18 protein-coding genes are annotated in these 13,377 nt (G+C 70.2%); 3 read left to right on the top strand and 15 right to left on the bottom strand.

Annotated features, from left to right (window positions below; genetic code table 11):
* Positions 1-76 precede the first annotated feature (76 nt).
* Positions 77-403 (top strand): hypothetical protein, encoded by a 327-nt coding sequence (locus DEI88_RS04105; RefSeq protein WP_111011015.1) that lies wholly within the window; start codon positions 77-79, stop codon positions 401-403.
* Between the two features lie 177 nt (positions 404-580).
* Positions 581-736, top strand: coding sequence for a hypothetical protein (locus DEI88_RS04100; RefSeq protein WP_181434930.1), 156 nt, complete (start codon positions 581-583; stop codon positions 734-736).
* A gap of 28 nt (positions 737-764) precedes the next feature.
* Here the strand turns inward: DEI88_RS04100 and DEI88_RS04095 are convergent, their stop codons facing one another.
* The 9 genes from DEI88_RS04095 to DEI88_RS04055 form a co-directional block, all read right to left on the bottom strand.
* Positions 765-1,679: an EamA family transporter gene (locus DEI88_RS04095; RefSeq protein WP_111072362.1), complete on the bottom strand. Its 915-nt coding sequence runs from the start codon at positions 1,677-1,679 to the stop codon at positions 765-767.
* Positions 1,680-1,686: 7 nt separating this feature from the next.
* The gene (locus DEI88_RS04090; protein WP_111011012.1) at positions 1,687-2,349 is read right to left on the bottom strand and encodes a response regulator transcription factor; all 663 of its coding nucleotides are present in this window, start codon (positions 2,347-2,349) and stop codon (positions 1,687-1,689) included.
* A 17-nt stretch (positions 2,350-2,366) separates the two neighbouring features.
* Positions 2,367-3,872, bottom strand: a complete 1,506-nt coding sequence (locus DEI88_RS04085) for a sensor histidine kinase (RefSeq protein WP_111072363.1) — start codon at positions 3,870-3,872, stop codon at positions 2,367-2,369.
* A gap of 266 nt (positions 3,873-4,138) precedes the next feature.
* Complete coding sequence (locus DEI88_RS04080) at positions 4,139-4,351, bottom strand: hypothetical protein (RefSeq protein WP_111072364.1); 213 nt, start codon at positions 4,349-4,351, stop codon at positions 4,139-4,141.
* A gap of 533 nt (positions 4,352-4,884) precedes the next feature.
* Positions 4,885-5,751, bottom strand: a complete 867-nt coding sequence (locus DEI88_RS04075; protein ID WP_111072365.1) for a hypothetical protein — start codon at positions 5,749-5,751, stop codon at positions 4,885-4,887.
* 84 nt (positions 5,752-5,835) lie between these two features.
* Positions 5,836-6,609, bottom strand: coding sequence for a hypothetical protein (locus DEI88_RS04070; RefSeq protein WP_111072366.1), 774 nt, complete (start codon positions 6,607-6,609; stop codon positions 5,836-5,838).
* On the bottom strand, positions 6,606-7,169 hold the full coding sequence (locus DEI88_RS04065; RefSeq protein WP_111072367.1) for a DUF4326 domain-containing protein: 564 nt from the start codon (positions 7,167-7,169) through the stop codon (positions 6,606-6,608). The genes DEI88_RS04070 and DEI88_RS04065 overlap by 4 nt, the downstream gene beginning before the upstream one ends.
* Complete coding sequence (locus DEI88_RS04060; RefSeq protein ID WP_146246086.1) at positions 7,169-7,573, bottom strand: DUF7694 domain-containing protein; 405 nt, start codon at positions 7,571-7,573, stop codon at positions 7,169-7,171. Before DEI88_RS04060 ends, DEI88_RS04065 begins: the two co-directional genes overlap by 1 nt.
* Positions 7,557-8,054, bottom strand: a complete 498-nt coding sequence (locus DEI88_RS04055) for a single-stranded DNA-binding protein (protein ID WP_111072369.1) — start codon at positions 8,052-8,054, stop codon at positions 7,557-7,559. The genes DEI88_RS04060 and DEI88_RS04055 overlap by 17 nt, the downstream gene beginning before the upstream one ends.
* A 42-nt stretch (positions 8,055-8,096) precedes the next feature.
* On the opposite strand from DEI88_RS04055, the gene DEI88_RS04050 reads away from it, so the two are divergent.
* Complete coding sequence (locus tag DEI88_RS04050; RefSeq protein WP_111072370.1) at positions 8,097-8,687, top strand: hypothetical protein; 591 nt, start codon at positions 8,097-8,099, stop codon at positions 8,685-8,687.
* A 6-nt stretch (positions 8,688-8,693) separates the two neighbouring features.
* On the opposite strand, the gene DEI88_RS04045 is transcribed toward DEI88_RS04050, so the two are convergent.
* The 6 genes from DEI88_RS04045 to DEI88_RS04020 form a co-directional block, all read right to left on the bottom strand.
* Positions 8,694-8,951: a glutaredoxin domain-containing protein gene (locus DEI88_RS04045; RefSeq protein WP_111072371.1), complete on the bottom strand. Its 258-nt coding sequence runs from the start codon at positions 8,949-8,951 to the stop codon at positions 8,694-8,696.
* Positions 8,948-9,238, bottom strand: coding sequence for a hypothetical protein (locus DEI88_RS04040; protein WP_146246087.1), 291 nt, complete (start codon positions 9,236-9,238; stop codon positions 8,948-8,950). The genes DEI88_RS04045 and DEI88_RS04040 overlap by 4 nt, the downstream gene beginning before the upstream one ends.
* A gap of 2 nt (positions 9,239-9,240) precedes the next feature.
* The gene (locus DEI88_RS04035; RefSeq protein WP_220038170.1) at positions 9,241-9,582 is read right to left on the bottom strand and encodes a DNA methyltransferase; all 342 of its coding nucleotides are present in this window, start codon (positions 9,580-9,582) and stop codon (positions 9,241-9,243) included.
* A gap of 99 nt (positions 9,583-9,681) precedes the next feature.
* Positions 9,682-11,358: a dipeptide ABC transporter ATP-binding protein gene (locus DEI88_RS04030; RefSeq protein ID WP_111072373.1), complete on the bottom strand. Its 1,677-nt coding sequence runs from the start codon at positions 11,356-11,358 to the stop codon at positions 9,682-9,684.
* Complete coding sequence (locus DEI88_RS04025) at positions 11,355-11,909, bottom strand: GbsR/MarR family transcriptional regulator (protein ID WP_181434902.1); 555 nt, start codon at positions 11,907-11,909, stop codon at positions 11,355-11,357. The genes DEI88_RS04030 and DEI88_RS04025 overlap by 4 nt, the downstream gene beginning before the upstream one ends.
* Before the next feature lie 13 nt (positions 11,910-11,922).
* Positions 11,923-13,359, bottom strand: a complete 1,437-nt coding sequence (locus DEI88_RS04020) for a serine hydrolase (RefSeq protein WP_111072374.1) — start codon at positions 13,357-13,359, stop codon at positions 11,923-11,925.
* Positions 13,360-13,377: the final 18 nt, after the last annotated feature.

The following is a 13,377-nucleotide window of genomic DNA, read 5'->3' as shown; positions in this document are numbered from 1 at the left end:
GCGTACCGGACGCGCAGCCGAGCCGGGACGCGCCGCTCGACTTGACGCGGGTTCGAACACACGTTCGAATAGGGGCATGGGACGGCGACGTGAGGACCGGTGGTCACCACCGGAGCACCCCGAGTCGCCGCGCCCTGACGCGTTCTCGCTGTCGGAGGACGCCCGGGGCGGCGATCCCTGCCACGCCGTCACGCCGATCCCGGTGTGGGCGTGGATCCAGTTCCCGTCGTTCCACGTCCGGGTCAAGGCGTTCGCCCGCAGCTGGACCGTCGACGCCGTCCTCGTGGAGTGGGCGCAGTTCGGTCATCCGGCCGAGGCCTGGGTCTGGCGATCCGCCGTCAAGCACCGCACCCTCCGCGAGGACGACCGCCGGACGCGCCGGGTGGCGGACGACCGATGGTGACCATGCAACGACGCCGCGGACGCACGGATTGCGTGAAGCGGACATTCTGACGCGACCGCATTGACAGCCCTGCCCATACAGAGGATCGTTCAGCGAATCGCACGTCGTTGAACATTTCAGCGCGCGAAGGATTGGACGGACGGACCAGTGCCGGCCGCATCGACCACGGGAGGGCAGATGAAGAAGACCGACGTCCCCTCCTGGATGTCCCACGTCCTCACCCCGCCCGAGGTCATCGCGGCCTACGTCGAGCAGCGCGTCAACGACCCGTCGCTCCTCGCCCCGGACCAGACCGAGCCGACGTACGCGGACTTCCTCGTGTCCGAGGACTGACCGGCCCCGGCGCGGGCCGGGAGGCCCGTCAAGCGGGCGGCGCGTCGGGTACCGGTGAGCTCCTCCCGCGCTCCCGTCGGCCGCTCACGGTGACGCCGATGCTCGCCAGCGTCACGCAGGCCAGCGCGACGAGCTCCCGCGCCGACAGGGCCTCGCCCGCGATCGCGAACCCGGCGAGCGCTGCGATGGCCGGCCCGAGACTCTGGAGCACCCCGAACACCCGCGGGGGCAACGTCCGGAGCGCCTGCATCTCGAGGGCGTAGGGCAGGACGCTCGACAGCACGGCCACGGCGCCGAACACGAGCAGCAGCACCGGATCCGCTCGGACACCGTGCACGGCGGCGCCCGCACCGACCGGGAGGGCGACGAGCATCGCGACGACGAGCGAGACGCTCAGACCGTCCACCCCGGGGATCCGCGCGCCGACGTGCCGGTTGAGCACGATGTACGCCGCCCAGCACACCGCGGCGACGACGGCGAACACGAACCCCGCGACCGCGGCGGGACCGGACGCGCCGACACCGAGCAGCACGACGCCGGCGAGTGCGAGCGCGGCCCAGACCACGTCGCGCCATCGCCGGGTGTACACGAGCGAGAGCGCGAGCGGCCCGAGGAACTCCACCGTCACCGCGATGCCGATCGGGATGCTCGCGAACGCGACGTAGATGCAGACGTTCATGCCGCCGAGGGCGAGACCGAGCCCGAGGGCGCCGAGCCACTGCGCCCGGTCCCACGACCGCACCGCCGGCCGCACCACGAGGGCGAACACGACGGCGCCGATCGTCAGACGGAGCACGGCCGCACCGACGGACCCGACGACGTCGAAGTGGGTCTTCGCGATCGCCGCGCCGAGTTGCACCGACACCATGGCGGCGACGGCGAGCGCGGGCGCCGGGACACGTGCCGCGCGGTCACCGTCCCGGGTCGGGGTCGGCGCGCTCATCGGTGCCTCATCGCAGGGACGCGAGGACGGCGAGGACACGACGGTGGTCGTCGCCGGTGTCCTCGAGTCCGAGCTTGGCGAAGATGTTCGACACGTGCTTCTCGACGGCGCCGGTCCCGATCACGAGGGTGCGTGCGATCGCGGCGTTCGAGCGCCCCTCGGCCATGAGCGCGAGGACGTCCCGCTCGCGCGGTGTCAGGGCGGCGAGCGGGTCACGCCGGCGCCCCATGAGCTCCGTCACGACCTCGGGGTCGAGCACCGTTCCGCCGCTCGCGATGCGCCGGATCGCGTCGTCGATCTCGTCGAGGCGCGTGACGCGGTCCTTGAGCAGGTAGCCGAGCCCGCTCGATCCGTCTGCCAGGAGCTCCTCGGCGTACGACGCCTCGACGTACTGCGAGAGGAGGAGCACCCCGATGCCCGGCACCGTGCGACGGGCCGCGACCGCGGCGCGCACACCCTCGTCCGTGTAGCTCGGCGGCATGCGGACGTCCATCACGACGACGTCCGGTCGGACCTCCGGCAGGCTCGCGAGGAAGGTCGCCGGGTCACCGTACTGCGCGACGACCGCGATCCCGGCCTCGTCGAGGACGCGCGTGAGGCCTTCGCGCAGGAGGACCGCGTCGTCGACGACGACGGCCCGGATGCGGGGTGCATCCGGGCCGTCGGTCATGCGCTCGATGCTAGCCGTCACGGCGCCGCGGTCGGCCCCGCGGCGGGCGCGACCGGACCCGTGGTGGACGAGGACGGGCCTCCCGGCATCGACGTCGGCGTACCCCGCAGCGCGCCGAGCGGGATCCGCGCCACGGCGTCGGTCGGGCCACCCGCCGGGCTCGACACCGACAGCTCGCCGTCGAGCGCGCGCATCCGCCCCATGAGCCCGAGGATCCCGTGGCCCTCCTGCACGGCGGCACCACCCCGGCCGTCGTCCCGGACCCGGAGTTCGAGCACCGGCTGACCGTCGGGGTCGGACGTCAGGGTGATCGAGACCTCGGCGGAGGACGCCTCCGCGTGCTTCGTGGTGTTCGTCAGGAGCTCGCTCACCGTGAAGTACAGGTTGCGCTCGATCTCGGTCGGCAGCACGAACCCGTCCGGCAGCCGCACGTCGAGGTCGACGGGCAGGGGCGTCCGGGACACGAGCGCCTCGAGTGCCGCGACGAGCCCGCGGTCGAGCAGGATCGGCGGCGCGAACCCCCGGGACAGCGCACGGAGCTCGTCGAGGGCGTCCTTCGCGTGCCCGGACGCCTCGGCCATGAGTCCGCGGGCACGCTCGGGGTCACGCATGAACGCGCGCTCGGCCGCCGCGAGGTCCATCCGCAGCCGGACGAGCCGCTGCTGCGGTCCGTCGTGCAGGTCACGCTCGATCTGACGGAGCGCCTGGCCCTCGGCGGTGACGGCACCGGCCCGCGACGCCTGCAGCCCGACGACGCGCTGCTGCAGCACCTCGGACCGGAAGCCGCCGAGGAGTGCTCGGTCCACCCAGTAGTGCGCGAGCACCGCGCCGCGGGTCCACAGCGGGAACAGGAGGACCGCTGCCGTCACCGACACCGCGCACGCGATCGCGCCGACCACCCACGGCCAGGTCTGGCCGATCCCCTGGTGGGCCAGGTACTGGTCGATCTGCCACCCGTGGGTGATGGCGGCGAACCCGGCGCCGACCGGGGCCACGACGCCGGCGACGAGGGTGGCGCCGGCGCCGATCGTGATGCACGCGACGAGCGGGTAGACGACGACCGCGTGCAGCAGGTACAGCCAGTAGTGCGGGTTCGCCACGGCCGACACGATCCGGAGGAACCAGTTCTGTCGCCACCGCGGCGTCCAGTCGACGGGGCGGAAGCGCTCGGGCTCGGCCCAGCTCATCCGGAGCTGCTCGAACGCGCCGAGCCATCGCGCGACGAACAGCGACGCCAGGAACAGCACGAGCGAGATCGGGTTGAGCACCTGCCCGGCGGTCCCGTGCAGGATCACGAGGGGGAACACGGAGTACACGGTGCCGAGGAGCAGCGCCGTGAACGCGAGGTACCCGAAGTCGCGGGGGACGTGCCTCCAGGCGTCCCGGTAGAAGGAGCGGCGCGGGGTGCCGTCACCGCCACCGCCACCGCCGGGCGGGACGGCGCCGTCGTCCGGGCCGGACGGGGGGACGTCGGAGGGCATGGGCACGGTCTCCGCGGTGTCGATGCGAGCTGTTTCGGTCATGGTCCGAGCCTCGCGGTCGGCGGGCTCGCGCCCCATCCTGCCCGCTCCCGGACCCGGGGTGGGGTTGTCCCCCCACCGACCCCCGAGCAGTCCCACCCGGTCCCCTTCCGCCTGTTCCCGACGCGGCGGTCGTCGTGCGACACCCGCATCGTCGCTACATGCCGCCGCACAGGTACCTTGGATCGCCGGTTGGGGAACTCCCCGCACCCCTTGTACCGCCCTTTGTATTTCGCGGTCTCGCTGCGCCGTGTTCCGCGGCTGCTTGCTCACTGCGGTGTTGATGCTTGTGCGGTGATCGCTGCGTCGAGCGCGTCGGCTTGGGCGTCGAGCTGCGCGGCGTGCTGCGTGTAGGTGTCCGCCATCTGCGAGTACGAGGCAGCGGAGGTGCGTGCTTGGGCGGCGTCGGTGCGGAGTTGGTCCCGCTGCTGGGTGAGCGCCGAGGTGATGGTGACGGGCGCGGTGTTCGTGGTGTCGGACACGGGCTGCTCCTGTCAGTACGCGGGTGCTGTGGCGAGCAGGACGCCGAGGCCGAAGACGAGGGTGATGACGACGCACAGGACGATGACGGCGATGGTGTTGTCGCGTGGTTCTCGCATGCGGTGGCCACCCGATCTGGTCGCGGTGCACTGGGGTTCCCCGTACTCGACGCAGCGTGACTGTGGTGTGTCTGCGGGTCGGGGAAGATGACGCCCGGTGTCGGTGGCGAGCCGATCGCTGTTCGGTCCTGGACGCAGCGATACGTCCGTCGCGCTATCCCTAGCGGACCTGGTTGTCGGCGGCGAGCTCTTGCCTGCCTGCCTCGTAATCCGTTCGGCTACCCGGTGCCCTCGGAGGATCAGTCCGGCCATCCGTGCCGTGTGCGGCACGGACATGGTCTGAAAACGCGGAAGGCCCCCGCCGAAGCGGGGGCCTTCCTGAAGTCTTACGAGGCGGGCGGTTCCGTCACCACTGGCCTACGGCACCACCGTAAGCGGACAGCATGAAACTGTCAAGCACCATGTGCAGGCGTGTCTCACCCCGGTGGGCGCAGGTAGGTCAGCAACTTTTCGCGGTCCTGAATAAGAGAATCGAGTACGGCCCGATTCGCCGAATCGGTATCGGGTAACGCACTGATGTCAGCAATGATGCGATCAATCTGACCGAGTTCTTTCATGAGGGAATTGGAATCCCTACCGGAGGAAGTCGCGCGCACCTGCCCCTTCGATCCGACAACCGCTTCCGCGGAGTATGAGGGTGAGGCCTGCGCCCGTCGATTGTTCCGTTGGCTCCGTTCCAACCGGTCGAGGCGCAAGACAATCTGACTAAGCGCCTCCGCAATCGCCTCGTTGCTCTCCGTTCCCGGTGGCGTTGTTGAGATTGCCGTGAAAGCGCCGTAGGCGGACAAGGGTGTGCGTGGCACGCCTGGGTTAGTAGTGAGCCACTCCTGAGAGCTCCGCAGGGAGCTGATCGCGGTATCGACCGACTCCGGGTTCTCGAGCTCGTAGAAAATGGCACGCTGATCGGCGATGTCGAACGGCATGGCTTCGCCGGTGGTGATCATGTGCAACACCGGACGTTCGTACCCATGTGCTACCGCGAGCTCGTAGAACACGTTTGGGTTGTGCCCTGATAGGTCCGCGACGATGAGGTCGCTCTCGTAGATCCTCTTGATCACCTGGGTCGAGATGGAGTCAGGCGATTCCTCATCGTCCGCCCGGATCACCTTCCACTCAGGAGCCGGGAATGCCTTCTTCACGATGTAGTCGAGCACAAGCTTCGCTCGGCGGTGCCCCTCGGTGCCAGCCTTGCCGATGGGTGTGACAAAGAAGACGGTCTTCGGGAGTTCACCGGTATCGACCGCGGACTTGCGCTTGCGGCCCGGGTCCGAGGCATCGGTCATCTCGCCAACGTACCAGCGGCGAAGACCGTACTTCTAGTCGCATCCGGCCTGCTAGGAACCGAAGGGTCCATACCTGCAGCCCAGTCACGACGTCCTTCCGTACTTGGCCAGCAGCCGATTCTTGGTTCGCTCAGACAGCCGAAGCTCCTTCGCTGCCGCCTTGTCGCCGATCACGGCGCGAGATGCGTTGTGAGCCCGCACATAAGCCCGGTACTCGTCGGCGGTGAACTGCCGGCCGCACTGACTGCATGCCGCGGACTCAGTGTCCGTTTCCGATTCGGCTGGGTAAACGGCGACACGGCCACCGTCGGTAGGGCAGGGCAGCGGGGACCAGTACGCGCGGCGTCTGGTAGGCCAGCGTCCCTTGATGGCCCACACGGTGCGGAGCTCGTCGCTCATGTACTCGACGTCGGCTGGTTCCTGCCAGCAGATGTCCTCGAGGTGCGCGACAAGCCACGTCGCCATGATCGAGACGGCGTAGCGGGCCTGGTGCGGTTCGATGTCGGCGGGGAGGCCGACGACGCGTCCCTCGCTGTTCGTCCACGCGCCTTTCGCCGGCGCCGGCGCTTGACGGCGTAGCCGGTCGGCCCACAGGCGGGTGAACATCACGAGGGTGGCGTACAGGGTGTTCGCGTCGTTGAACGCGGTCGTGTTGAACGGCAGCGGGGCGTCCTTCGTGCCGGACACTTCGTCGTCGCCGCGGGTGGCGACGGTGATCATCGACACGACGTGTTCGGTCAGGTCCGCGGCCGTCTCGAGGGCCTTCCGCATGTTGCCGTAGTAGCGCTCGGAGAAGTGGCCGCGGGTGGCGAGCTCGTCGGGGTTGTCCCGGGCGGTGCGGGTTGCGGTCTCGGTCATGCGTCCTCCTGGTGTGCGGGGTCGGTGGCGCCGCGTCCGGGCCACCTGGAATCGGAAGAGGCCGCAGACGGTGTGTCTGCGGCCTCACGGGTGGTGCTGTGGGTGGCGGGTTGGAACTCTCGCAAGCCGCACACGTCGCCACAGGTTGGGCAGTCGTCAGGCATCGGCGCATGGTCGCCTCCGCTCGCGATCTCGAGGAGCACGTCGGCGTGGCAGGGCTGGTCGAGCGGGCACCAACAGGCGAGGTCATGCCCGGCAAGGGTGCGTCGGACGTCATCGACCGTGATCATGAGCTCGCCGCGGACGAGGTCACGGCGGAATGACTGGACCGCCCAGTACGGCGCGCTGTTTCTGGCGTCTCGCTCCCAGCGGTCGAAGCGGCCGACGATGGCCCCCGAGTTGTCATGCACGACGTCGGCGGCGTCGCTGAACGCGAAGCGCGGATCGTGCACTGGGATGATGCGCCAGGGGTTGCCCCACTTGCTGGGCCGGGCGACGACGATCACGCCCTCAGGCTTCCGCCACCCCTTGCGGCGGCTGAGCTGAATCCGGTGCGGCATCAGATGCTCCCGTTCAAGCCGAAGCGCGGCAGCTCCGGAGAGCCGTCGAGCAGCCCCCAGAGGTGCAGGGCGGTGGCGTGGATGTTGACGTGCTCGGCCCGGGGCACGAACACCTGGTACGCGTAGCCGGCGTCGCCCCACACGGCGTGGTGGAGCATGACCAGGTCGTCGTAGTCGGGCATTCGGTCGGGGCGCGAGATCGACGCGTGCACCAGGTCGGCGGCGACGTCGTCGGGGCCGGCAGCACCGAGCGTGACGATGATCCGGACGTCGTCCCGGACGAGGTCTATGAGGAGTCCATCCGGTCCGAAGGGGCGCACGATGTTCGCTTTCGAGAGCCGACGGAGGATCGCATCGCGATCGAGGTGCATGGGCATGGTGGTGTGCTCAGAACGGGGTGTCATCGCGAGCCCCTCCCCAGTCGTCGACTCCGGCGGAGCTGTAGCCGGTGCCGGTGGCGGATCGATCGACCTGGCCGCCGTACGGATCGCTGCTGCTCTGCTGCCCACCCCGACCACCACCCGACGCCCGGGTGACCTGCGCGGTCGCGAACCGCAGGCTCGGGCCGATCTCGTCGACCTCGAGCTCGATCGACGTGCGCTGCTGACCATCGCGGTCCTGGTAGGAGCGCTGACGCAGACGGCCCTGCGCGATGACGCGCGAGCCCTTGGTCAGCGATCCCGCGACGTGCTCGGCGAACTCACGCCAGACACTCGCGCGGAGGAACAGCGAGTCGCCGTCGACGAACTCGGCCTTCTGCCGGTCGAACGTCTTCGGAGTGGACGCGATCGTGAACGACGCGACCGCGAGCCCGTTTTGCGTGTACCGCAGCTCGGGGTCCGCCGTCAGGTTGCCGACGACGGTGATGATGGTTTCTCCTGCCACTGCAGGTTCCTTTCGTTGTGGGCGCAGCGCTACGGTCAGCACGTGATGCTTGTGATCGACGACTGGCACCCGAGTTGGATCTCATACGAGTGGTGGCGCGACATTGGTGTGCCGCTGGGCGGAGCTATCGCAACCTTCGTCGTAGGTCTGGGCGCAATCGTCGTCGGTCGAAGCGGCAACAAGCAGGCCGCCACTATCGCCAATCGTGAGAGCGCCGCGCGAGAACGTGCAGAGGGAGATCAAGCGCGGGAACAACGAGCCGCATTCGGGCTCGCCTTCATTCGCTGGACGGACCGAGCGATTTTCGAGAAGACGCACCCTTCGTCTGCGGCGCGTAGCTCGGACATACCGGCCAAGACGCAACGCAGCGACCTCGACGTTCTCGCGTCCACGCTGGCAGATTGGGACGCCGCTAGTCTGCTCCGCGCCGCAGACGAAACGATCGGGAAGGTGCCCGACGCCTTGGATGACAATTGGGAGCGACTGAGCGCGATCTACACGAAGGCCCTCCATGTCAGCGTCCAGGCATGGATTGCTGACCCTGGGTCGTGGTCCGAAATCGAGAAGTTCGCTCGGCTGTCCGCCGAGGAGTGGACGGCCCTCGCACAGCTGCGGGGGCGCATCGACGAGTGATGTCCCTTAGGCGGCACGCCCCAGGTGCTCGCTGAGGCTCATGGGGTCGAATCCGGACCAGTGGACCTCGTCGCCGGGTGTCCCGTTGGAGACGATGACGACGGGTGCCTGCTGGTGTCCGAGCTCCTTCGCGGCGGCCGTGTTGCCCTCGGTGGTGATGTCCCCGACGTCGAACTCGACGTCGTGCTGCTTCAGCCACCGCTTGGTGGCGTCGCACGCCTGGCAGTTCGGCTTCGTGTAGACGATGACGATTGGCTTGGTCATGCCGCGTGTCCTTTCGTGCGGCCCGGGAACCTGCGGTTCGCGGGCAGGTGAAGTTGGCGTCGCATCGATGCGACGGCCGTGGTTGTGGTGTTCAGGTGCTGCGCGATCGCGGCGTCGGACAGGCCGAGGGACTGCAGCCGAGCCACGGTCGACTGTCGCGACTCGGTGACGCCCGCGATCGTGAGGCCAGCGCGGAGGAGGTACTCGGCAACGGTGAGGTCCGCGTCCTCCGCACGGTCGGTGAGCGCGAAGAGCACGCGCTCGGGCACTTCGACGACGACGCGCACCGTCACGACGCTGCCGCCAGGTCGAGGCGGTCGTAGTCCCAACGCACGTCGTCAGGGCTGGTCCTGCACGCAGTTGCCACGTACGCGTCGAGCTTCAGCGCCCGCAGCGGCACCGTGAACAGTCCGCCGAACGGGTCGTAGACGACGTCACCCTCGTTCGAGTACCGCTCGATGAGCCTGTCGACGATGTCGAACTGCAGCGGGCAGATGTGGAACTCGAGGTTCCGGCGTGCCTGCTCCCCATTGAGGGTCTGCATGCGGTTGACGTCGTGCCACACGTCCGGGTGCCACGACCCGGGCGCGAGGGACATGAACGTCGACGGCAGCGCCTTGCGTTGGTGCACGCGCAGATGTCGACCATCCCGTCGTCCAACGACCGCGGGAGTGTCGAAAACCAGCGGGGCGGCGGGGGCGGCGGGCGGCGGCGGGAAGGGAGTGCGGGGTCAGCCGGCCAGGCGGGCCTCACGTCGGGCGGCCTGCTCCACGGGGTCGGGCACGGGAGCGGCCGCGATGAGCCGGCGGGTGTACGCGTCCTCGGGCGAGCGGAGGATGCGTTCGCGGGTCCCCGACTCCACCAGCCGCCCGTGGTTGAGCACGACGACGCGGTCGCAGAGCGAGTCGACGACGGCGAGGTCGTGGGTCACGAAGAGGCAGGCGAACCCCAGGCGCTCCTGCAGTTCGCGGAACACGTCGAGCACCCGCGCCTGCACGGACACGTCGAGGGCGCTCGTCGGCTCGTCGGCGATGAGGAGTGCCGGATCGAGCGCCACCGCGCGGGCGATCGCGATCCGCTGCCGCTGACCGCCCGAGAGCTCGTGCGGGTACCGGTGTCGCCACCCGGGGCCGAGCCCGACGTCGGTGAGCAGTCGGTCGACGCGCACGTCGACCTCCGCGGGGTCCAGCCCGAGGATGTGGCGGAGCGGCTCGGCGATCGTCTGCGCGACCGTGTACCGGGGGTTCAGCGAGAGCATCGGGTTCTGGAACACGACGCCGACCCGCCGACGCATCGCACGCCGGTCGGCACGACGCGCCGTCCCGACGTCCGTCCCCACGACCGTGACCGTGCCGGCGCTGATGGGTGCGAGTCCCACCGCGGCCCGTCCGATCGTGGTCTTGCCGCTGCCGGACTCCCCGACCAGGCCGACGATCTCACCACGCCCCACCGTGAACGTGACGTCGTCGACCGCCCGGAACCGCCCGCGGAGGCGGCTGCCGTACTCGACCACGAGGCCGCGGACCGCGAGGACCGCGTCCGGGACGGGCGTGGTGGCGGTGGGCACGGCCTCCCGGCCGGTCTCGCCCATGCGCGGGACGGCGGCGAGCAGCTCACGCGTGTACTCGGCGGCGGGGTGGTGGAAGACGTCCGCGACGTCGCCGGTCTCGACCACGCGCCCGTTGCGCATCACGACGACGCGGTCGGCCAGGTCCGCCACGACGCCCATGTCGTGGGTGATGAGCAGGATGCTCGCCCCGGTGCGTGCGCGGAGCCGGCGGAGGACGTCGAGCACCTCGGCCTGCACCGTCACGTCGAGCGCCGTCGTCGGTTCGTCCGCGATGAGGAGGTCCGGGTCCGCGGCGAGCGCCATCGCGATCATGACGCGCTGGCACTGGCCCCCGGACAGTTCGTGGGGGTACTGCCGGATCCGGTGCTCCGGGTCCGGCACCTCGACCATGCGGAGCAGCTCGACGCACCGCACGCGCACGGCGTCCCGGTCGCGGAGGCCCGGGTCGGCCCGGCGCACCGCCTCGGCGAGCTGGAACCCGATGGAGAACACCGGGTTGAGCGCGGCCATCGGGTCCTGGAAGATCATCGACACGCGTCGGCCGCGGACCCGGCGGAGCGTCGGCTCGTCCGCGCCGACGACGTCGAGATCGCCGAGTCGGACCGCTCCCGACGTCCGCGCTCCCTCGGGCGCGATGCCCATGACCGTCATGGCGGTCATGCTCTTGCCCGACCCCGACTCCCCGACGACGGCGACGACCTCGCCGCGGCCGACGGTGAACGAGGCGTGGTCGACGGCGACGACCTCCTCGTCCTCGACCGTGAACGCGACGGTGAGGCCGTCGACGACGAGGACGGGTGCGTCCGTCGCGGTGTCGTACGCGGTCGGTGTCGTCATGGTCGCTCCTCGGGGTCGGTGCCGGCGTCGCGGGCGGCCTTGAACGCCTCCCACTCCGCGAGCATCTTGCGGTGGTGGCTGTGCAGCCACGTCATGTAGTCGCGTCCGTTGACCAGGCGTTCGCGGATCGGTGCGTCGGCGGGGTCGTCCGAGTCGCCGAGTGCCGCGAGACCCTGCTCGATCACGTCGCGCTCGCGGTCGAGGTAGCGACGCTCCCCCGCGAGCCAGCTCCCCCACACGTCGTTCTCGGCGCGGAAGTAGTGGCTGCGCTCGCCCGGGACGAAGTGCCGCTTGATGAACCCCGACACGACGAGGTGCCGCGTGGCCATCGACACCGCGCCGGAACTCGCCTCGAGCCCGGCCGCGATGTCCGCCGACGACGAGTACGGCGCGCGCGTCATGATGAGGTACGCGAGCACCCGTCCGTCCATGAGCGGGAACCCCGACCCCTGGAGCATGATCGCGAACTCCTCGACGAACGCCTGGCGGGCGGGGTCGAGGACGGGGCCGACACCGGTGGCGTCGGCGGGGGTCCGCTCGTCCGTGCTCATCCGTGTCCCGTGCTCAGGCGAGTCCGGCGGCGACCGCGGGCGACTCGTCGCCCGGGACGGCCCAGGGCGTCATCGACATGCCCCCGCCCGCCCGGATCGCGGTCACCGTGCCGTCGTCGTCGCGGGTGTACCGGATGTCCTCGTCGACGGAGCCGAACCGGTTGCCGGAACTCATGCGCACGGTGTCCGGCCCGGTGACGGTGAGGCGCGTGACGCTGTCGAGCGGCCCGGGCGCCGAGGGGTCGATCTCGAGCAGGCGGTCGCCGATCCGGGCGATGTCCGCGACGCCCCACGGGTTCGCGAACCGACCGGTCAGGGTGTCGACGTCCACGTCGTCGGGGGCGTCCGAGAGCGCGTCGCCCGGAGCCGCCGTGTCCGCGGCGGCGTCGAGCAGCCGGAGGATGCCCTGGGCGAGCAGGGTCGCGGGTCCGGCGGCGGCGTTCGTCATGACCGAGATGACGAGCGACGACGTCGGGTCGAACAGCGACTGCGTGATGTGACCAGGGAACCCGCCCGAGTGTCCACGGACGTCGTGCCCGGCCACGCGGTCGACGATGAACCCCATGCCGTACCCGCGCGACGCCGGGTCGTCCTCGGCGGTCCACGCCCGACGCTGCGCCTGACGCTTGGCGTGGTCGGACAGGAGCTCGCCCTGCCCGATGACGTGCGCGGAGAAGTACCGGACGAGGTCCTCGGCCGTGCCATGGAACCCGGTCGCCGAGGCCATCGCGCGCGTGTCCACGTGCGGGAGCCGCGAGCGGGTGCGGTCGACGTGGAAGCCCGTGTACCCGACGACGAAGTCGTCCGCCCGGGTCGGGTCCCAGTCCGGCCCGGTGTCCCGGAGGCCGAGGGGCTCGATGATCGCCTCGCGCACGTAGTCGTTGTAGGGACGCCCGGAGACCGCGGCGACGACCATGCCGAGCAGCGAGTACCCGAGGTTCGAGTAGTTGAAGCTCGAGCCGACCGGGACCTTCGACCCCTGGTCGAGCACGAGCGCCAGCAGTTCGTCCTCGTCGGGGAACGGCCGCGCCAGCGACCAGTAGTCGCCGTCGAGTCCGTCGCGGAGGACCCCGGCGCCGTGCTCCATGAGCTCGCGGACGGTCGCGTCGGCGATCGGCGACCCCGCGTCGACGAGCGCGGGGACGTACGTGCCCACGGTGTCGTCGAGACGGAGCTGCCCCCGCTCGGCGAGCAGCATGAGCGCCGTGGCGGTGAAGGTCTTGGAGTGCGAGGCGATGCGGAACAGGTCGTGCTCCGTCAACCGGCGCCCGGCCTCCACGTCGGCGTAGCCGTAGGCGGCCGACCAGACGACCTCGCCCTGGTAGCCGACGGCGACCTGCACGCCCGGCACCCGGAGCTGCCACACCTTGTACGCGACCCAGTCGGCGATGTACGGGAGGACGCCGCGGTACGCGTCGAGCGCGGCGGCGGAGGGTTCGGCGTTGGTCAAGGAAGTACCTCCTGATCG

Origin of the sequence: Curtobacterium sp. MCBD17_003, assembly GCF_003234885.2 — a bacterium.
In the GTDB taxonomy this organism is placed as follows: domain Bacteria; phylum Actinomycetota; class Actinomycetes; order Actinomycetales; family Microbacteriaceae; genus Curtobacterium.
Note: the sequence above shows the minus strand (reverse complement) of the source record. Positions and strands in the feature narration are given on the sequence as shown.